The sequence below is a fragment of the Photorhabdus akhurstii genome, assembly GCF_018448925.1.
Lineage (GTDB): Bacteria > Pseudomonadota > Gammaproteobacteria > Enterobacterales > Enterobacteriaceae > Photorhabdus > Photorhabdus akhurstii.
This window is the reverse complement of the sequence record NZ_RCWE01000169.1, coordinates 1-228: the sequence shown is the minus strand read 5'-3', so window position 1 is coordinate 228 and position 228 is coordinate 1. Positions and strand designations below refer to the sequence as shown.

Sequence of the window (228 nt, the reverse complement as noted above, 5' to 3'; positions counted from 1 at the left end):
TCAAGCCTGGCAGTGTCCTACTCTCACATGGGGAGACCCCACACTACCATCGGCGCTACGGCGTTTCACTGCTGAGTTCGGCATGGGGTCAGGTGGGACCGCCGCGCTATCGCCGCCAGGCATATTCGGTTTCCTTCCGGCCGTTGCGTCTCTTCCGACACAACCACCCGAAGCAATCTGTTCAACAAGCTGAAATCTGTCTCTCTTCCGGCCGCTGTCTTCTGACAA

The 228-nt window shown here is 58.3% G+C and carries 1 rRNA gene; it reads right to left on the bottom strand.

Annotation, left to right across the window (positions count from 1 at the left end):
- Window positions 1–4: 4 nt before the first annotated feature.
- Window positions 5–120: ribosomal RNA gene (rrf, locus tag EAE93_RS24185) — 5S ribosomal RNA — on the bottom strand.
- Between the last annotated feature and the right edge of the window lie 108 nt (window positions 121–228).